Genomic DNA, 15,050 nt, shown 5'->3' on the forward strand with positions numbered 1-15,050 from the left:
GACGTGGCCAAGCACGCCGGTGTGTCGGTGGCGACCGTGTCGCGGATCCTGTCGGGCTCGTACCCGAGCGCTCCCGCCACCCGGAGCAAGGTGATGCGGGCGGTCCGGGAGCTCGACTACGTGGCCAACGCGCACGCGCGGGGGCTGGCGGGAGCGCGGCCGAAGAGCGTGGCGATTGTGGTGAACTCGGTGGTGTCCCCGCATTACGCGCATGTGGCGCAGGGCGTGCAGGACCAGGCGGTGCGCGAGGGCCGGCTGTGCATCGTGGGCACCACGGGCGGGGACGCCGAGCGGGAGCTGGCCATGGTGCGGCTGCTGCGGGAGGAGCACGCCGAGGCGGTGATCCTGGTCGGCAACATGCCGATCGACGACGCCTACCGGGAGCGGATGGCGGACTACGCGCGGGCGCTGGCGGTGGCGGGGTCGCGGCTGGTGTTGTGCGGGCGTCCGGCGCTGGGGGAGGAGGTGCCGGCCATCGTGGTGGAGTACGACAACACCGGTGGCGCCCATGCGATCACCAGTCATCTGCTCTCGGTCGGTCACCGGCGGATCCTGTTCCTCGGGCGGCGGGCCGGTTACACGACGCCGGAGAGCCGGATCGCGGGCTATCGGGCGGCGCTGGCCGCGCACCGGGTGGCGCATGACACCGGGCTCGAGGTGGACAGCGTGGTGATGGACCGGCGCGAGGGCTACCGCATGATGCGGGAGCGGCTGGAGGCGGGGCCGCGTGACTTCACCGCGGTGTTCGCCGGGAACGACCTGCTGGCGGCCGGGGCCCGGGCGGCGTTGCGGGAGCGCGGCCTGCGGGTGCCGGACGACGTGTCGCTGGTCGGCTTCGACGACCTTCCGCCGGCCGACGACATCGACCTGACCACCGTGCACGTGCCGCACGAGGAGCTGGGCCGGACCGCTGTGCGGCTGGCCCTGGACACCGACACGGCCGGGATGAGCCGGCACGTGATGCTCGGCACGCACATCATCGTCCGTGACTCCGTCCGCCCTCTTCTGCACGTCTGAGGCGGAGTTAAACCGTTTACAGGGATGGTGCCATTCCGTCGAAGGTCTGCCCAGGTAGATGCCGTAGTATCCGGTTCATGTCCTCCCCCCTGCGCCTCCCGCCTGCCGACCCGCAGCTGTCCGATTTCACCGGCTGGACCCGCGCCCACTGGGAGAGCGTCGCGGACCACCTGCTCGACTCCGTGGCGCCGTACGCCACGGAGGGTTTCGCCCAATACCGCCTGCCCGGGCGGGCGAGCCGGTCGGGCACTGTCAGCGACGGGCTGGAAGGGTTCGCCCGCACGTTCCTGCTCGCGGCCTTCCGCATCGCCGGGGCGGGCGGCGACGTGCCGCCCGCCCTGCTGGAGCGCTACGCCGCGGGGCTGGTGGCCGGCACCGATCCCGCGCACCCGTACGCCTGGCCGCCTTTGACGGACATGTCGCAGCCGCTCGTGGAGGCCGCCTCCATCGCGCTCGCGCTGCACGAGACCCGGCCCTGGCTGTTCGACCGGCTGTCACCGGAGCAGCGGGAGCGGGTGGTGGCCTGGCTGGCCGGGTTCGTCGGGCGGCGCACGCCGGACAACAACTGGGTGCTGTTCCAGGTCGTCGTGGAGCAGTTCCTCGCCGAGGTGGGCGGGGCGCACGACCCCGGCGAGATCGCCGGCGGGCTGGAGCGGATCGAGGAGTGGTACGTCGGCGACGGCTGGTACTCCGACGGCAAGGGCAAGAACTTCGACTACTACTCCGGCTGGGCGATGCACCTGTATCCGTCGCTGTGGGCGCGGATGGCCGGCGACACCGCCCGCGGGCGGCTCTACGCGGACCGCCTGCGCCGGTTCCTGGAGCACTACCAGCACCTGTTCGCCGCCGACGGCGGGCCGGTGCACCAGGGGCGGTCCCTGATCTACCGGTTCGCGACGGTCGCGCCGCTCTGGCTGGGCGCGCTGACCGGCGCCTCGCCCCTGCCCCCTGGGCGGACCAGGCGGATCGCGAGCGGCGTGCTGCGCCACTTCGTCGAACGCGGCGCCCCCGACGAGCGCGGCCTGCTCACCTGCGGCTGGTACGACGCCTTCCCGCCCGGCACCCAGGACTACTCCGGCCCCGCCTCGCCGTACTGGGCCAGCAAGGCCTTCCTCGGCCTGCTGCTGCCGCCCGGTCACCCGGCCTGGACGGACGCCGAGGCGGCCGCGCCGGTCGACCGCGCCGACCAGGTCGTGGCGATGTCCCCGCCGGGCTGGCTGCTGCACGCCACCCGCGAGGACGGCGTCGTCCGGCTGGTCAACCACGGCAGCGACCGCGACCGCGTCCAGGACCCAGCGGGACCGCCGGACCCGCACTACCTGAGGCTCGCCTACACCAGCCACACCGGACCCGACATCGGCGAGCAGGCGGTCGACGGGCAGCTCGCCGTCGTCTCACCGCAGGGGGCGCCCTCCCGGCGGCGCCGCATCGAACCCCTTGCCGTGGGCGAGCGCTTCGCCGCCTCGGCGTACCAGGACGGGCCCGTCCGCGTGGTGACCGCCTCCGTGGTCGACGGCGCGGCCGAGATCCGGATCCACCAGGTCACGGCGCCCGCCGGACACCAGGTACGCGACGGCGGCCACGCGGTGGCCGGTCCGCGGCCGCCCGAGGCCCGGTCCGGGGACACCTGGGCGCTTGCCCGGCGCGCGGACGGCCTGACCAGCGTGGCGCGCGGGCTGCACGGCTACACGGGGGCGGGCGTGGCGAGCGGGCACGGCGTGAACGCCTTCGGAACGCACTCCGCCACGCCGTACCTGATCCGCGACGCCCACCCGGGCGGGACCGCCGTGTACGTCGGCCTGGTCCTGCTCACGGCGGCCGAACGGGAGCCGGCGATGCCGGAGGTGCTGGTGAACGGGGACGAGGTCACCCTGCGGCCGCCCGCCGGGGATCCGATCACGGTCCGCCTCGCCGCCGTCCCCGAGCTCGTCGAAGGGCATACCGCGACGTCACCCGCCGTCGGGGACGTCGATAGGATCGCCCGCCGCAGCTCAGACGACTAGGAGCAGAGAATGAACAGCATCGTCGTACCGGACGCGAGCACCGCCGACCTGGGGCCGTTCGCCGCCAAGCCGACCTCGGTCGGCGGCGGGCAGCAGGAGGCGGCGCTCGAGGCGTGGACGTCGGCTGACGGCAGGACCACGGCGGGGGTGTGGGAGTGCACGCCCGGCACGTTCACCGCCGTGCGCGACGGCTACCACGAGGTGTGCCAGATCCTGTCCGGGCGGGCCACCATCGTCGGCCAGGACGGCACGACCCAGGAGGTCGGCCCCGGGAGCACCCTGGTCATGCCCGCGGGCTGGCAGGGGGAGTGGCACGTGCACGAGACCGTGCGCAAGACCTATGTGACCACCCGCCTCTGACCCGAAGGGGTAGTTCGTCCTACGAATTGTCAGGCATTTGAATGTTACCCTGAACGCGTGGAAAAGCATGATGAGGAGCGGATCGGGGTGGTGGCCGCGCTGGTGCGGTCCACGTTCCTGACGAACGCCGTGTACGCCGAGTCCGCCAGGGAATATGGCCTCACCTCGCAACAGGGGCAGTTGTTGTGCGTGCTGATGGCGCAGCCGTACGGCATGAGCGAGCTGGGCGCGATGCTGGGGCTGGCCAAGTCCAGCCTCACCGGCCTGGTGGACCGCACCGAGCGCAACGGCCTGGTCCAGCGCAGACCGGACCCGCACGACTCGCGCGCGCTGCGGATCGCGCTGACCAGGAAGGGTTCCGAGCTCGCCGCGGAGTTCTACACGGAGACCTGCGCGCGGATCGAGAACCTGACGGCGGGCCTCGCCGCCGCCGACCGTGACGCGCTCGCCGACCTGCTCGGCCGGGTCGTGCAGGACAACAAGGTCCCCGTGGTCTTCCTGGAGCCCGGCGAGGGGGCCCACTCGTAAAGCCGCCCCCGGGTTGCAGTTCGTGTAGCGAACTAATATGGTTCGTAGCACGAACTCAACCTATTCTGTTGATCGGGGCGTGCAATCATGAGTCGTAAAGTTGTGGTCGTCGGCGGCGGTTACGGCGGTTCGGCGCTGGCCAAGGCGCTGGACGCCGAGGCCGAGGTCGTCCTCGTCGATCCCCGGGACGCGTTCTTCAACACCGCCGGGTCGCTGCGGTCGGTGACCCGGCCGGAGTGGGGGAGCAACATGTTCTTCCCCTACAGCGGGTTCCTGACCCGGGGCACGGTGGTCCGCGACCGTGCGGTCTCCGTGGATCCCGGCGGCGTCACCCTGGCCTCGGGGCAGCGGGTCGAGGCCGACTACCTGGTCCTGGCCACCGGCTCCAGCTACACCTACCCGGCCAAGCCCGTCGCCGACTCCACCGAGCAGGTCCTGGACGACCTCCGCGCGACCCACAAGGAGCTGGCCGGCGCCGAACACGTGCTGATCCTGGGCGCCGGCCCGGTCGGTCTGGAGCTGGCCGGGGAGATCAAGGAGGTCTGGGCGCACAAGCACGTGACCGTCGTCGACCCGGCCGGGCAACTCCTGCCGGCGTTCGAGCCGGAGCTGCGCCAGGACCTGCACCGTCAGCTCGATGAGCTCGGCATCCACCTGCGGCTGGGCACCCACCTGACCGCGCCGCCGGCGACCGAGCCCGGCGAGGCCGGGACCTTCACCGTCACCACCGCCGATGGGGAGGAGATCACCGCCGACATCTGGTTCCGCGCCTACGGCGTGCGCGTCAACAGCGACTACCTCGCCGACGGCCGGCTCACCACCCGCACCCCGCAAGGGCAGGTGCGGGTCACCGAGACGCTCAACGTCCGCGGGTACGACCACGTCTACGCGATCGGCGACATCACCGACGTGCCCGAGGCCAAGATGGCCGGGTACGCGATGCAGCACGCCGACGTGGTCGCGGGCAACATCCTCGCCCAGCTGAGCGGTGAGCGGCCCACTGCCGCCTACCGGCCCCTGCCCCACCCCATGATCCTGCTCCCGCTGGGTCCGCGCGGCGGCGTCGGCCAGCTGCCCGGCCCCGACGGCCCGGCCGTCGTCCCGGCCGAGACGGTGTCGGCGTACAAGGGCGCCGACCTGTTCACCGGTCGCTTCACCGAGCAGTTCGGCGCCGCCTGAAGGGCCTCCCGGCCGCGGCAGGTGTGCTCATGAAATTCGAAAGGAAAGGCAGAACCTTGTCCGGACACGACGTCGTCTTCGGCTTCGGCGCGCACAGCGGCGTCGACGAGGCGCCGGAGCTGCTGCGCATGGCCCAGCAGGCCGACCGCGACGGTCTCGACCTCCTGTCGCTGTCGGACCACCCCTACATCGGCAGGCGCCTGGACGCGTACGCCGCCCTCGGGTTCATCCTGGGGAGTACGCAGCACGTCGCCGGCCTCGTCAACGTCACCAACCTGCCGACCCGCCCGGCTCCCATGCTGGCCAGGACCGTCACGTCGTTGTCGGCGCTGTCGCAGGGCCGCGTCGTGCTGGGCATGGGCGCGGGCGGGCTGTGGGACCGGATCGCCGACATGGGCGTGCCCCGGCTGTCGCCGGGCGCCGCCGTGGACGCCTTCGAGGAGGCGATCGTCCTGGTCAAGAAGCTGTCGGGCGGCGGCCCGCCGGTCACCTACGAGGGCCGCCACTACCAGGTGCACCAGATCGAGCCGGCTCCCGTGGCCGCTCCTCCGGTGTGGACAGGATCGAACGGCGCGAAATCCCTGGCCGCCACCGGCCGGGTGGCCGACGGCTGGCTCCCTGGCCACGCGGCGGACTGGCTCAGCGAGCGCTACCGGACCTCGCGGCCGATCATCGACGAGGCGGCGGCGGCCGCGGGCCGGGATCCACGCGAGATCCGTACGATCTACAACTTCCCGGGTCGCATCACCGACCGGCCGCTGCCCGCCACCCGTGACGGCGACGGCCGCTGGATCGGCGGCTCCGTCGGCCAGTGGGTCGAGGAACTGACCGGGGCCGTGCTGGAGCACGACGCGTCGGGCTTCATCCTCTTCTCGGCCGATCACGGCGTGGCCGACCTCGTCACCCTCGGCCGCTGGGCCGGGGAGATCGTCCCGGCCGTGCGCGAGGCGATCCAGGCCTCCTGAGGCGGCGTGTCAGCCGTACGCCCGGGAAGAACGTGAGGGCGTAACCCGCGAAGAGCAGGTCCACCACGAAGAACGCCCCCAGGGCCCAGAGGTCGTGGCTTCCCGGGGCGTGGACCTTGCCGCCGCCGTGGCCCGCGTACAGGGCCGGAGCCTGGTCGCCGGCGGAGAGCTCGTCCTCGTCGCGGCCGTGGAGCCAGGCGTCGGCAAGGCGCAGGCCGCCGTCGTCCGAGCGGAACGAGCCCTGCCACGAGCAGATGCCGTAGATGGAGCATTCGAGATGCTCGGCCGTGAACGTCCCCGTGGTGCCCTCGCCGCGCGCCGCCCGGATCTCCGGCGCCGCCGCGAGCACGGCGAAGTACGCGCTCACCACGGCCAGCGCCAGCATGCCGAGGCCGTAGAGCTCGACGACGCCGAGCCGGAGCCCGCCCCCACGGGCCCCCACCTTCGCCCTGCGTGTCTTTCCGGCTGATCCGCCGGGCCCCCGTCCTTGCCGCAACGCCCACCTCCCGGTCGGGTGTGTGCTTCCCCCTTCAGCATGCACCCGCCGGGAGGACGGGGGTGGCTCAGCCGAGCAGCTCGGAGCCGGAACTTCAACTGCCGCACGGTCGACGGTGCGGCGGCATTCGCGCGGCGCTCCCCGCGGAATTCGCCCGGCGATATACGGAGAGTGGTCACCTGAACGCGTATCTTTTCCGGGCCGCCCACGGTAATTCCAGGCCGAACTCGAGAAAGAAACGGGTGCGGCGGAGAAGTCAAATTCCGGACATCGGCCCCCGGCATAAGTCGTGACTCGGCGGGGGACAAAATGCTCATGCGAAGCACGCCGGGGCCCCATTTACGCGCATTCCCCACGACGTTATCAGTCGGCCGTAATGCGCGCGCCCACGCCCGGTAACGCCGTTTACCCGGAAGACCCCGACCAGGAAATTCCGGGTCCCGAGGGCTGCTCGGTCGCGGAGCAGCTGTTACAGCGCCTGGTGGCGCTGCGCCGATGGTCGGGGCAGCCGTCGCTGCGCAGGCTCCGCATCCTCGGCGGCTCGGTGGAGCTCGCGGACGGCACCTGGGTCGACGTGCTCCCGGAGACGACGGTCTCGGCGGTGCTGCGCGGTCACGGCCCGCGCGGCCTGCCGCGGCTGGCCCTGGTGGAGGCGTTCGTACGGGCCTGCCTGATGTCCTGCGGCCAGCAGCGGCACGCGGCCGAGCAGGTGCGGCGGTGGCGCCGGGCCTGGCGGGCGCTGGCGGCGGGCGAGGAGGGGACGCCCGAGCCGGCCGAGCGGGATCCGGCGCCGGCGGCGGCGGGCGAGGCGCCGGATCCCGCCCCGACCGAGCGGGATCCGGCGCTGCCGGTGCCGCGCCAGCTGCCGCGCCCGATCCGCGGGTTCGCCGGGCGGGAGCCGCAGCTGGCCCAGCTGGAGGAGTGGTCGCGGCGGCCGTACGGCGACCTGGCGGCCGGCCCGCTCGTCCTCGTGACCGGGCCGCCGGGGATCGGCAAGTCGGCGCTGGTCGTCCAGTGGGCGCACCGGTCGGCGGCGCGGTTCCCCGACGGCCACCTTTACGCGGATTTATCGGGAGATGCTGGGGCGCATCCGGTGATCGTCAGGTTTCTGCGGGCGCTGGGTGTGCGGGTGGCGCCCGACGACGAGGAGGAGGCCTCCTGCCTGTACCGGAGCGTGCTGGCCGGCAAGCTGATGCTGGTCGTGCTGGACAACGCCCGGTCGGTACGGCAGGTGCGCCCGCTGCTGCCCGGCTCGCCCACGTGCACGGTCGTCGTGAGCGCGCGGACGTACCTGAGCGACCTGGTGATCCGGGAGGGTGCGCTGCCGATGGAGCTGAGCGCGCTGAGCGACCACGACGCGTTCCGGGTGCTGTCGGCCGCGCTCAACGTCGAGTTCGCGCACCGGGACCGGGAGGCGTGCCGCCGGTACGTGGTCGAGGCCGGAGGCTCACCGCTCGCCCTGCGGATCCTGGCCGAGAGCCTGATCCGCGAGCGCAACGTACCGAGGCTGAACGCCTGAGAGCGCGAACACCCCGGCGGCCAGCAGCCCGCACAGCGCCGCCCCCGTGATCACGGCCGTGGTTGGCGCGAACTCGGCGGCCAGCCCCGCCACGGCGAACCCGAGCCCCTGGAAGAACATCATCCACGAGGCCCGCACGCTCAGCGCCCGCCCCAGCAGCTCCTTCGGCGCGGCGTCCAGGAGCATGCGGTCCAGGCCGAGCTGGAACGACGCGCCCAGGCCCGCGACGAACAGCACCCCCGCCGCCACCGGGATCGGCGGCCGGAACGCGAAGGCGAGCAGGGGTGCGAAGCACAGCGCGGCCAGCGCCGCCATCAGCCTGACCTGCCGCCCGGCGGACAGCGTCCAGTTCCCGGCGAACTCGGCGGCCACCGTGCCGAGCGGCAGCGCGGTCAGGAGCAGACCGGCGCCCACGGTGTCGTCCGCCGACAGCTCCGCCGCGTACGGCACCGCCAGCGCCTCCGGCGCGACCGCGAACGCGGGCACCGCCCAGGCGAACACCAGCAGGCGCCGCAGCGGCCGGACCGCCATGAGCCGGCCGATCCCCGACAGCGAGTCGCGCACCAGCGACTGCCCGGAGCCCGCGGCCGCCGGGCGCTCCCGCGTGCCGAACCGCAGCAGCGCGGCGGACAGGCCGAAGGACACGGCGTCGGCCAGCAGCAGCGTGCCGGGCGAGACCACGGTCAGCGCGATGCCGCTCACCGCGAAGCCGCCGATCTGCGCGACCTGCGCCACCACCCGCATCAGGCTGCGCCCCGGCACGTACGCGTCGCCCGGCAGCACCTGCGGCATCGTGGCGGCCCGCGCGCCGCCGAACACCGGCCGGATCAGCCCCAGCGCGAACCCGAGCGCCAGCAGCACCGCCGTCGGAGCACCGGGCACCGCCATCGCCGCCGCCAGCACCGCCGAGATCAGGTTGCAGCCGACCAGCAGCCGCCGGTTCGGCACCCGGTCCACCAGCGCCGACAGCAACGTCCCCGCGACCAGCTGCGGCAGCATCGGCAGCGCGAACGTCACCGCGGCCAGCAGCGGCGAGTCGGAGCGCAGGTAGACCAGCACGGTCAGGGCCAGCTGGGCCAGGACGCTCCCGGTCATCGACACAGTGTGCGCGGCGAAGATCGCGCGGAACTCGCCGATGGCCAGGGCGTCCCGGAAGCGACCGGCCTTCGCCGTCATGCCCCCACCACGGTCCGTCCCGCGTGGGTGCGCCTCATCCTGACCCGCAGCGCCAGCGGCTCCAGCACCGGACCGGCGACGGCGTCGGAGTCCTGCAGGTCGAGCCCCTCGATGTCGTAGTGGGCCGCGATGTGCGCGGTCCCCACGATGGCCTGGTAGATGCCCAGGTGCATGCCGAGGCAGACCCGCGGTCCGGCGCCGAACGGGAAGTAGGTGAACCGGGGTTGCTGCGTGGCTTCGAGCCACCGCTCGGGGCGGAACTCCTCCGCGTCCGGCCAGAACCGGGGGTCGCGGTGGATGAGGTACGGGCTGAAGCGCACGTCCATGCCGGGCCGCAGGGTGTAGCCGCCGAACGTGCAGGTCTTGCGCACCTTGCGCCCCATGAGCCAGGTCGGCGGATAGAGCCGCATGACCTCCTTCGTCACGGCGTCGGCGTACGGCAGGCTCCGTTCGTTGGCGAGGCCGCCGGAGTCGGCGATGACGGCCAGCGCCTCCTCCCGCAGCCGCTCCCGCACCTCCGGCCGCCGGGCCATCTCCCTGATCACCCACGCCATCGTCGCCCCCGGCGAGCCGAACGACGCGAGAATCATCGACGTCAGGAAGTTGATGGCCTCGTCCTCGGACGGCATGTCGGGATCGTCCGTCAGCAGCAGGTCGATCAGGTCATCCGGCGTTTCGTGCGGCGCGGCCTTGCGCTGCCGGAACTTCTCGGTGATGGCCGCGTTCACCCCGGCCTCGGCCCGCTGTACCCGTTTGATGGACGGCAGCGGCAGCCAGCTCGGGAAGGTCAGGCTCGAGTCCATGAACGGCAGCGCCAGCCCCGAACGCCGCTCCGCGGCATCGAAAACGGCCTCGTTGTCCAGGCCGAAACAGAACATCGCCGAGAGCTTGGCGCTGTAGCTCCGCATGAACGGCACCACGTGGAAGGCCCGGCCGGAGAGCGACGCGAGGCGTTCGTCGAGCAGGTCCGTCACCCGGTGCCCGTGGGACCTGACGACGTTCCTGGTCATGCCGTGCCAGGCGCGGCCCCGGGCCCGCATCCAGCCGTCCAGGTGGTCGCTCACCTCCTGGTCGGAATGCCGGGCCGGGAACAGCGACTCCTCGGTGAGATAGAGCTCGTTCGACTTCTTGAACAGCTCGCCGATCAGCTCGGGGTCCGCCACGAAGATGGTGGCCGGGCTGAAGGTGAAGATGTCGCCGTAATCGGCCTGGCAGCGCCGGAGAAATCCGATCCGGTCCCGGTCGTAGTCGTAGGAGTTGCCGACGGGCCAGCGTCCGCGCGGCCCCGGCGGCATTGTGTCGGCAGGCTTTCTCATCGCTCTGACCCTTTCGGTGGTGGCCGGCAATCGCGAACGCGGCCCACGCCGGCACGCGCCGGAGGGCTCGCACCGGCGCGGAAACCGCGGTCATTCACCTGGGGTATTCGCCCGCCCACCGGGCGGGCACCCGTTCTTTAGAAGTCGGCCCAGGGGTAGCGGCCGCCCATCCGGCCCTTGTTCAGGCCCAGCAGTGTGGCAGCGGTGTGCTTGGCGAATGCCATTCTCCGACACCTCCTTTCTGCGTGAAGACCGACGCGGCTTTATTCGCCCGGTCGCGAACCCCATTTGATTTCCCCGGTTACCGGGGCGCAAGGGGTCGCACGAAATGGCAGGCATCCGCACGGATCGGCACACATTTCATAAAGGCGCGGCATTGCGCGGGCTAGGCCGTTCGCGCCGTCACGCTGCGCCAGCCGAAGGCGACGGCGCCGGTCAGGAGCGCCACCCCGGACAGCACGCCGCTGACGAGCGGCACCCAGACGACCGCGCCCGTCGGGGCCAGGAGCAGGCCGGCGACGCCGAGCACGGTGAGGACCCCACCGGGTACGGCGATGCCCCGGTCCTTCCAGATCGGCGCCAGGGCGATGAAGTGCACGCCGACCACGAACGCGACCCAGGCCACGTTGGCCTGCCCGGGGAGCCCCCAGGCGGCCAGCACCCGGAGCCCGCCGAAGAGCAGGAGCGCCTCGGCGGCGACGACGATCAGGTAACCACGGCCGAACATGTTCGGCCGCGGTCCCCCGCCGGTGTGCTCTCTCCGGGCCGTGACGAACCACATGGCGATCACACTCGCGGCGGCCAGGCAGGCGGCCGCCCGCAGGACGTTCACGGTCAAGGTGTTCAGCGGGCTCTGCGCGTTGACGACGACGAAGACCGCGCCGAAGACCGCGCCGACCAGCAATCCAGTCATACGTTGCATGACGTTCATTGAAGTGCGCGCCGGATCCCGGCCACAGGAGGGCTGGGACGAGGACAGGGTAGTCCTGGCCCTACCCCGCTGCACCGCGCAGATAGGCGAGCACGGCCAGCACCCGCCGGTTGTCGTCGGCGGTCGCGGGCAGTTCGAGCTTGGCGAACACACTGGCCACGTGCTTGCCAACGGCCGCCTCGGTGATCGACAGGGCGCGGGCGACGGCACTGTTGGAGCGCCCTTCGGCGATCAGCGCGAGCACCTCGCGCTCCCGCTGGGTCAGCCGGTGGGCAGGCTCGGTGGTCTCCCTGGCCCTGGCCCAGGTCTGCTCGAACAGGTCGATGAGGATGGCGATCAGGCTCTGCTGCCTGATCACGAGAGCCCCCGGCGAGTAGGGGACGGGGGTGATCCGGACGAACGCCACCGCGCGGTCGAAGACGAGCAGTTGCTGGATCGGCTCGTCGATGACCCGGTGCAGGTCGCCGGTGGCGTGTAGCTCCCTGATCCGGGCCGCCTTGCGGGGGTCGTCCAGGACGCTCGCGTGGACGATCGTGCGCATCGTCATGCCGCGCCGCAGGGCGTCCAGCACGCGGAGCCGGCTCTTCTGCTCCTCGCGGCCGTGCTCCGCCGAGCCCACGGGGTGCATGGCGCGCAGTTCGCGGGCCGTGGCGGCGGCCTGCGCGATCTGCTGCCGGACGAGCTCGCTGTCCTCCACCCGCTCGACGTCGACGGGGATGCCGCGTAGCTCGCCCACCACCTCCTCCAGCCGATGGGCAAGCTGGGCCAACGCCACGCTCTCGTTCACACGCCCCCTCATCCGTATGGGGACATTCTGACCGATCCCTTGGCGGCACTTGTGGCGGAGGTTACAAGAGAGGTCCAAGTGAGTCCCAAGGCGGGCCGGGGAGCATGGTCCCTCTTCTGCGGAAAGAAAGGGACCCCCGATGAGAAGGACAGCGTTGCTGCTGGGTGCCGCGCTGCTCAGCAGCCTGCTGGCCGCCCCTCCGGCGCTCGCCGCCCCCGCCGTCAGTTCGGCCGCCTCTGCGGTCAGGACGGCCGCGCCTGCGGTCAGGACGGCCAAGGTCAAGGCGAGCCCCGCCAAGCAGTCCGGCGCCTGCCCCACCACGGTCGGCTTCTCCGCCGTGGTCGCGGCCAAGGGCCGGGGAACCGTGCGTTACCGCTGGGTACGCGGTGACGGCAGCAAGGGCGCCATCAAGAGCTTCCGCGTCAACGGCACGCGCAAGGTGGTCGTGACCGACCGCCAGACGTTCGACCGGACCACTTCCGGCTGGCAGGCCGTGGAGATCCTCGGCAGGAAGGGGCTGTCTGCCAAGGGCCGCTTCAGCGTCGCGTGCGCGGGCCCCGTCGTGGTGTGGGACGGCGCTCACCCGCTGCCCGCCGAGCCCGGCAGGCCGCTGGTCGCCGCGGCCGACGTCGAGGCGAGCCCGGCGACCTACCGCGGCGCCTGCCCCACGACGATGTTGTTCACGGGCACCGTCCAGGTGTCGCGCACGCCCGCCAAGGTCGACTACCAGTGGATCGACAGCAGCGCGGGGGAGGGGCGGCCCGAGTCGCTGTACTTCGCGGCGGGCGGGCCCCGTACCCGGCAGGTGACGCTGCCGCTGTCCGTGGGCAGCTCCACCGGCGGCTGGAAGGCCATCCGCATCCTCAACGCCGGCGGCCGCGACTCCGGACGCGCCACCTACCAGGTTACCTGCTCCACCACACCCACGACGCCTCCGCCCACGACACCTCCGCCGACGTCGCCTCCGCCTACGACGCCGCCTCCCACGACACCGCCTCCCACGACGCCTCCGCCTACGACGCCTCCGCCCGCGCAGAAGCCGGTGCCGCAGATCGTCGACGTCACCCCCGGCGACTACGAGGGCAGCTGCCTGGAGCCCGTCTCGTACCAGGCCACCGGCCGCATCGCGCTCCCGGCCGGCCCGGCGCGCAAGGTCACGTACCGGTGGATCCTCGACGGCGTCAAGTGGACGCCGCAGACCGTCGACTTCCCCGCCGGCGACCAGCCCCGCACCCGTGACGTGTCCGCCACCTGGAGCCTCGACTCCGGCCGGAACGGCACCCACACGCTCGGCCTCGCGACCGAGGGCGGCCCCGGCGAGCCGACCGAGCGCGAGTTCTCCTTCACCTGCGTCGACGAGGGCGGCGACGCCAAGCTGACCGTCGAGTACATGCTGACCTCCCACTTCACCGGCCAGTGCGACGGCTCGTTCAGCCTGATGGCGGACGCCATGGTCGTGACGGACCGCGAGGCCGACGTCAAGTACCGCCTGGTCGTCGACGGCAAGCCGGGCACGCTCAGGACCGCCACGCTCAAGCCCGGTGTACGGAGCAGGATCGGCGACTTCTGGTACAGCAACGCCAGGTCCAGCGGCTCCGGCGTGGTCCGTCTGGAAGTCCTGAACCACAACAAGCCGGCCAAGCAGGAGCCCTACACCTGGACCTGCACGCAGCCCGACCCGTCGCCGGGCACGGTGCAGATCACCGAGATCGAGTCGGTCGGCTACTACGGGGACTGCGTCGCCGACCCGTACCTGACGGCCTTCGGCGAGTTCAAGGCGCCGGCGGGCACGGAGGTCAGCTACCACTGGGTCATCGACGGCCAGGCCGGGGAGACCTTCACCCACAAGATGCCGGAGGGCGGCGTCCTCGGCATCCAGGCGTTCAGCTGGAGCCGACCGGCCAGGACCGACGGCACGATCAAGATCGAGGTCCTGAACCACAACAAGCCGACGGCGCAGACCACCTATCCCATCCGCTGCGAGAAATGACGACCCGTGCGTGCCGTCGTCCCGGCGACGGCACGCACACCGCCCGCGCCGACCGGGGCCCGCGAGTCGGTAGCAGGCCGTTTTCGGCCGCCATGAGCCAGTCTGGAAGACGGTAGCCCGCTAACAGAGGTGATCGTCGTGACTGACCTGTCCGAATTTCAGCATCCCCGCCTGGCCCGCGTGTACGTCCAGGCCTCCGCCGCCGCGGACCTGCGCGGCGGGCGGGAGCACCGGCAACGGCTCCTGGACGGGCTCGAGGGCCGGGTGATCGAGATCGGCGCCGGCAACGGCCGCAACTTCGCCCACTATCCCAAGACGGTCAGCGAAGTCGTCGCGGTCGAACCGGAGGACACCCTGCGCCGCTTCGCCGAGGCCGAAGCCGCCTCGGCACCCGTGCCCGTGCGGGTCGTGGCCGGCCACGCCGAGGCTCTGCCGGGCGAAGCCGAGGCCTTCGACGCCGCGGTGGTCTCGCTCGTGCTGTGCAGCGTGCCCTCACCACCGGCGGCGCTGGCCGAGATCGCCCGGGTGCTCAGGCCGGGCGGCGAGCTGCGCTTCTACGAGCACGTACGATCATCCAACCCGGCGCTCGGCCTGCTCCAGGACGCGATCACCCCGGTGTGGCGGCGCATGGCCGGAAGGTGCAGTCCCAACCGCGACACGCTCGCCGCGATCCGGCGGGCGGGCTTCGCCGTGGACGAGGTCGAGCGGTTCGCCTTCGCGCCGCAGCCGCCCGTCCCCGCCCTCGCGCACGTCCTCGGCCGGGCTCACCGGACCACGTAGAGC

At 72.2% G+C, this 15,050-nt stretch carries 14 protein-coding genes; 9 read left to right on the top strand and 5 right to left on the bottom strand.

The genetic code is table 11. The features are described from left to right. The first annotated feature begins 3 nt into the window (after positions 1-3). From ACIHFD_RS41415 to ACIHFD_RS41440, 6 genes are all read left to right on the top strand, one after another. The gene (locus ACIHFD_RS41415) at positions 4-1,017 is read left to right on the top strand and encodes a LacI family DNA-binding transcriptional regulator (protein WP_397371579.1); all 1,014 of its coding nucleotides are present in this window, start codon (positions 4-6) and stop codon (positions 1,015-1,017) included. A gap of 77 nt (positions 1,018-1,094) precedes the next feature. Next, the gene (locus ACIHFD_RS41420) at positions 1,095-3,020 is read left to right on the top strand and encodes a DUF2264 domain-containing protein (RefSeq protein ID WP_397371580.1); all 1,926 of its coding nucleotides are present in this window, start codon (positions 1,095-1,097) and stop codon (positions 3,018-3,020) included. Positions 3,021-3,029: 9 nt separating this feature from the next. Further along, positions 3,030-3,380: a cupin domain-containing protein gene (locus ACIHFD_RS41425; RefSeq protein ID WP_357749056.1), complete on the top strand. Its 351-nt coding sequence runs from the start codon at positions 3,030-3,032 to the stop codon at positions 3,378-3,380. Positions 3,381-3,437: 57 nt separating this feature from the next. Next, positions 3,438-3,908: a MarR family winged helix-turn-helix transcriptional regulator gene (locus ACIHFD_RS41430; protein WP_350732244.1), complete on the top strand. Its 471-nt coding sequence runs from the start codon at positions 3,438-3,440 to the stop codon at positions 3,906-3,908. A gap of 87 nt (positions 3,909-3,995) precedes the next feature. Beyond that, positions 3,996-5,087, top strand: coding sequence for an NAD(P)/FAD-dependent oxidoreductase (locus ACIHFD_RS41435; protein WP_397371581.1), 1,092 nt, complete (start codon positions 3,996-3,998; stop codon positions 5,085-5,087). Between the two features lie 56 nt (positions 5,088-5,143). Beyond that, positions 5,144-6,052 (top strand): LLM class flavin-dependent oxidoreductase, encoded by a 909-nt coding sequence (locus ACIHFD_RS41440; RefSeq protein WP_397371582.1) that lies wholly within the window; start codon positions 5,144-5,146, stop codon positions 6,050-6,052. Here ACIHFD_RS41440 and ACIHFD_RS41445 read toward each other — a convergent pair. After that, positions 5,988-6,494: a hypothetical protein gene (locus ACIHFD_RS41445; protein ID WP_397371583.1), complete on the bottom strand. Its 507-nt coding sequence runs from the start codon at positions 6,492-6,494 to the stop codon at positions 5,988-5,990. The genes ACIHFD_RS41440 and ACIHFD_RS41445 overlap by 65 nt on opposite strands. Before the next feature lie 430 nt (positions 6,495-6,924). Between ACIHFD_RS41445 and ACIHFD_RS41450 the strand changes: the two genes are divergently transcribed. Beyond that, positions 6,925-8,067 carry an AAA family ATPase gene (locus tag ACIHFD_RS41450; RefSeq protein ID WP_397371584.1) on the top strand — a complete coding sequence of 381 codons (1,143 nt, stop codon included), beginning with the start codon at positions 6,925-6,927 and terminating at the stop codon, positions 8,065-8,067. Here the strand turns inward: ACIHFD_RS41450 and ACIHFD_RS41455 are convergent. From ACIHFD_RS41455 to ACIHFD_RS41470, 4 genes are all read right to left on the bottom strand, one after another. After that, positions 7,996-9,243, bottom strand: coding sequence for an MFS transporter (locus ACIHFD_RS41455; protein WP_397371585.1), 1,248 nt, complete (start codon positions 9,241-9,243; stop codon positions 7,996-7,998). The genes ACIHFD_RS41450 and ACIHFD_RS41455 overlap by 72 nt on opposite strands. Beyond that, positions 9,240-10,559: a cytochrome P450 gene (locus ACIHFD_RS41460; protein WP_397371586.1), complete on the bottom strand. Its 1,320-nt coding sequence runs from the start codon at positions 10,557-10,559 to the stop codon at positions 9,240-9,242. The genes ACIHFD_RS41455 and ACIHFD_RS41460 overlap by 4 nt, the downstream gene beginning before the upstream one ends. Before the next feature lie 385 nt (positions 10,560-10,944). Continuing rightward, positions 10,945-11,472, bottom strand: coding sequence for a hypothetical protein (locus ACIHFD_RS41465; protein ID WP_397371587.1), 528 nt, complete (start codon positions 11,470-11,472; stop codon positions 10,945-10,947). Positions 11,473-11,551: 79 nt separating this feature from the next. Then, positions 11,552-12,277: a LuxR C-terminal-related transcriptional regulator gene (locus ACIHFD_RS41470; RefSeq protein ID WP_397371588.1), complete on the bottom strand. Its 726-nt coding sequence runs from the start codon at positions 12,275-12,277 to the stop codon at positions 11,552-11,554. A 139-nt stretch (positions 12,278-12,416) separates the two neighbouring features. Here ACIHFD_RS41470 and ACIHFD_RS41475 point away from each other — a divergent pair, with 139 nt between their 5' ends. Together ACIHFD_RS41475 and ACIHFD_RS41480 are read left to right on the top strand one after the other, a co-directional pair. Continuing rightward, positions 12,417-14,267, top strand: a complete 1,851-nt coding sequence (locus ACIHFD_RS41475; protein ID WP_397371589.1) for a hypothetical protein — start codon at positions 12,417-12,419, stop codon at positions 14,265-14,267. A gap of 138 nt (positions 14,268-14,405) precedes the next feature. Beyond that, the gene (locus ACIHFD_RS41480) at positions 14,406-15,047 is read left to right on the top strand and encodes a class I SAM-dependent methyltransferase (RefSeq protein WP_397371590.1); all 642 of its coding nucleotides are present in this window, start codon (positions 14,406-14,408) and stop codon (positions 15,045-15,047) included. The last annotated feature ends 3 nt before the right edge of the window (positions 15,048-15,050 follow it).

This window comes from Nonomuraea sp. NPDC051941, from assembly GCF_044593615.1.